Genomic DNA, 3,376 nt, shown 5'->3' on the forward strand with positions numbered 1-3,376 from the left:
GCGGCCGTGTGCCAGTCACCGACTTCGCACAGGTGCGCCAGCGCCTGCTCCGGCCGTCCGGCGGAGCGCAGCCACGCCGCCGTCCGACGGTGCGCCCCGGCCCACTCCCGGGGTGTCTCGGCCAGCCGGGCGCGCAGGAACCGCCGGAAGAACGGCGGGTACCGGTAGCCGTCGGCGGGCGGGGGAAGCGGTGTGACGAAGGTGTTCTCGCCCGGCAGCCTCCGCAGTGTCCGCGCCGCGCCCGGTCCCGCGAGTGCCTCCGCGATCCCGGTGGACACGGGTTCGGCCACCGAGGTGTGCAGCAACAGCTCCCGCACCGGCCCGGGTTTCGGGTCCAGCACCTCGGCCCGCAGGTAGTCGTCGACGTCGGGGAGTTCGCCGGGCGGTTCGCCCGGTCCTCCCCGGGCGTCCGGCACCGGGTGTTCGGCGAGGTGGCGGCCGACCAGCCGCAGCCCGGCCGCCCAGCCGTCGTAGTGCTCGGTGAGCCGGTGCACCGTGTCCGGGTCGACGTCCGCACCGAGACCGGTGAGCAGCCGGGCGGCCTCGTCGTCGTCGAACGCCAGGTCGGCGGTGCGCAGTTCGGCGAGGGTGTCGGTGAGCCGGTAGCGGTACAGCGGCAGCGGCGGGTCGGTGCGGCCGGACAGCACCAGGCGCAACCGTCCGGACGTGTGGCGCAGCAGGAAGTCGACCCCGACGGCGACATCGGAGGAGCCCCGTCCGCCATCATGGGACCCCGGTATCCGCCCCGCGCGGGAGGCGGGGACGTCGTAGTCGTCGAGCACCAGCGTCAGCACCCGGCCGCATCCGGCCACCGCCCCGGCGACCGCCCGCAGCCGCGCCCGGTCCATCCCCACCGCGTCGGGATCCGTGCGGTGCCCGTTGCCGGACGGCAGCGACACGCCGAGGTCGGCCAGCCGGTCGAGCAGCAGTGTCCAGAACGGATCGTCGGCGTCCTCGAACGAGATCCACCCGGTGTCGGCCGGATCCCGCGTGCGGGCCCATTCCGCGAGCAGGGAGGTCTTGCCCGTCCCTGCCGGGGCGCTGACCACGGTCAACGGGCGTGCCACGGCGTCGTGCAGCCGTCGCACCGTCCGGGTGCGGGACACGGCGCAGGACGGAGCCGCGGGCACGGCGAACCGGCCCGCCGGATCCGTCCATCCGGCCCGATGCCCCGAGGGGCCGTCCGTGCCGGGTTCCCGCATGAGGTCGCCCCGCCCGGGCCCGATGTCCACCGGCACCCACCTTTCCGACGCCGTGCGCGTCGTCGCGGTGTGCCACGTCGCGGTGCTGACGCGCGACCGCCCTGGTGGCCCTGCTCGCCTGTCCCGACCGTGACGGTAGGCGGTGCGGGAGAGGTTCCACCACGGACGAAAGACCCCGGCCGGGACGGCCGATGGGGCCGGGCGTGCCGCCGGTGGTCCCGATCCCGCCGGCACGGGGCCGATTCATCCGCCACGCATGATGTGCGGGTGGGTGCGGCGTCCGATCGTGGAGGTGCCATCCGTGATGTCGTCGAAGGGACCGTCATGAGTGAGACGTCGCAGAACCCCCAGGCACAGCAGACCGAGCGGGTCGGCACCCAGCGCGTCCCGCCGCAGACCCGCGGTCAGGACACCGAGGCCGTCCGCGCCCGGACGGAGGGCCCTTCCGCGGCGCAGCCCGGTGGTCAGGTCTTCGGCGGGCCCGCAGGCATCATGTTCGCCTCGTCGGTGCTGGGGCTGATCGGGGCCTTCCAGCTGATCGTGGGGCTGACCACGATCCTGAACAGCGCGTTCTACGGGGTCGCGGAGAGCAACCTCGCGCTGAACCTGGACTACGCGATCTGGGGCTGGGTGCACCTCGGCATCGGTGCGCTGGCCGTGGTCACCGCACTCGCCCTGTTCAGCGGGCAGACCTGGGCACGGGTCGCGGGCATCGCCATCGCGTCGATCAGCGCGATCGTGAGCATGGCCTTCATCCCCGCGTTCCCCGTGTGGGCGCTGACGATCATCGCCGTCGACGTGGTGGCCATCTATGCCATCGCCGTCCACGGCAGGAGGTCCGAGACGAGCTGACCGGGAGGAGCCGACCGGACCGGGTCGCCGGGGGCAGCTCCGGTGACCCGGTCCGGGGCGCGCTCACTCGCCGGAGGCCGGTGCCGGGGAGCGGTACCGGAGACCCTGGGGCCGCCCGGCGCGGGTGCGGCAGGCGATACGGCGGGCTCCCGTGACGTTCATCCGCCACCGGGCGAGCCGTTCGCTCACCCGGTAGTGGCGGGCGACCGAGGCGTCCGTCCAGTTGCGGAACGCCGCCGCGCGGGCCGCGTCGCACGGCACCAGCAGCTCCCCGGACAGCTCCGTGGCCTCCTGCTCGACCGTCGAGGACGACGTCGGCCGCGGACCGGGCCGGCACCCCGCACCGTCGCCGAGCAGGACACCGAACTCGTGTTCCAGCAGCACGTGCGCCATCTCGTGGGCGACCGTCGACCGGCGGCGGGTGTCGTCGTGGACGTGGTTCTCCACGATCACGGTGGCCGTGCCGGTGGACAGCAGGGCACCGGAGAAGGCGGACGCGGCGGGCCCGGTGAAGTGCCGCACCGCCTCGGTGGGCAGCCACGGGGCGCTCAGGTCGAACACCGGGATGCCGTAGAGGTCCGCGAGGGCGTACGGGTCGAGCGGTGCGAACGTGTCCACACCCAGCTCCGCCCGCACGTCGAGCGCGAGTCGTCGCGCGGTCGCCTTGAAACCGTGCCGCAGGGCCACCTCACCCCTCCCGTCGGTCCGCCTTGATCCGCCGCATGGTGGCGCCGAGGATGTCCAGCAGGTAGTCCTTGTCCGCCTCGGTGAGGTCGTCCCGGGCGCGCAGCAGCAGTGCGAGCTGCGTCTCGAGGCTGACGGTCGTGTCCCGGTGCCCGCCGGGCTCCACCATGAACTCCTCGGCGGGGGTGCCGAGCCATTGCACCAGCGCGATGAACCCGTCGAGGTCGGGGCGCTGCCCGTTGCCCATCCGGCTCAGCAGGGACGGGCTCACCCCCGCCCGCTCGGCGAGCTGCCGCCACGAGATTCCCTGGGCCCTGCGCTGGGCGTCCAGGGCGTCGTAGAGGCGACGCGCGTCCATCCGGCCTTCCATCTCCCCGCCTTCCGTCCGTTGCACTTTCACTATCACAGGGGTGTGTCGTTGCTGCCACGCGCCTTGCGTCCCCGATACGGTGTTGCGCAACTGAGACACGAAGGAGGGGGCGATGGCGACGCGGTACTCGGTGGTGTTCCGGTTCTCCCCGGACTCGCTGACCTGGTTGGTCCGCCGGGAGGGTGCGGTGCTGTCCCGGTGGTGCCGCAAACGCGACGCGGTGGCCGAGGCCGCCCGCCTCGCCCGCGGGGACGCACCGAGCACGCTC

Annotated in this window: 5 protein-coding genes; 2 read left to right on the top strand and 3 right to left on the bottom strand. The window is 73.6% G+C overall.

Annotated features, from left to right (window positions below):
* Window positions 1–1,232 (bottom strand): MalT transcriptional regulator family protein (locus ACTIR_RS23030; protein ID WP_459166183.1); only part of this gene is annotated, 1,232 nt, incomplete at its 3' end.
* 294 nt (window positions 1,233–1,526) lie between these two features.
* Here ACTIR_RS23030 and ACTIR_RS0112120 point away from each other — a divergent pair.
* The gene (locus ACTIR_RS0112120; RefSeq protein WP_026454486.1) at window positions 1,527–2,054 is read left to right on the top strand and encodes a DUF7144 family membrane protein; all 528 of its coding nucleotides are present in this window, start codon (window positions 1,527–1,529) and stop codon (window positions 2,052–2,054) included.
* Between the two features lie 63 nt (window positions 2,055–2,117).
* Here ACTIR_RS0112120 and ACTIR_RS0112125 read toward each other — a convergent pair whose 3' ends face one another.
* Complete coding sequence (locus ACTIR_RS0112125) at window positions 2,118–2,741, bottom strand: ImmA/IrrE family metallo-endopeptidase (RefSeq protein WP_026454487.1); 624 nt, start codon at window positions 2,739–2,741, stop codon at window positions 2,118–2,120.
* 1 nt (window position 2,742) lies between these two features.
* Complete coding sequence (locus ACTIR_RS0112130) at window positions 2,743–3,108, bottom strand: helix-turn-helix domain-containing protein (protein WP_007023631.1); 366 nt, start codon at window positions 3,106–3,108, stop codon at window positions 2,743–2,745.
* Window positions 3,109–3,220: 112 nt separating this feature from the next.
* Between ACTIR_RS0112130 and ACTIR_RS27190 the strand changes: the two genes are divergently transcribed.
* Window positions 3,221–3,376, top strand: a 156-nt coding sequence (locus tag ACTIR_RS27190; protein WP_199285619.1) for a DUF2188 domain-containing protein, incomplete at its 3' end; no start/stop codon positions are given.

Source organism: Saccharomonospora iraqiensis subsp. iraqiensis, from assembly GCF_000430445.1.
Lineage (GTDB): Bacteria > Actinomycetota > Actinomycetes > Mycobacteriales > Pseudonocardiaceae > Saccharomonospora > Saccharomonospora iraqiensis.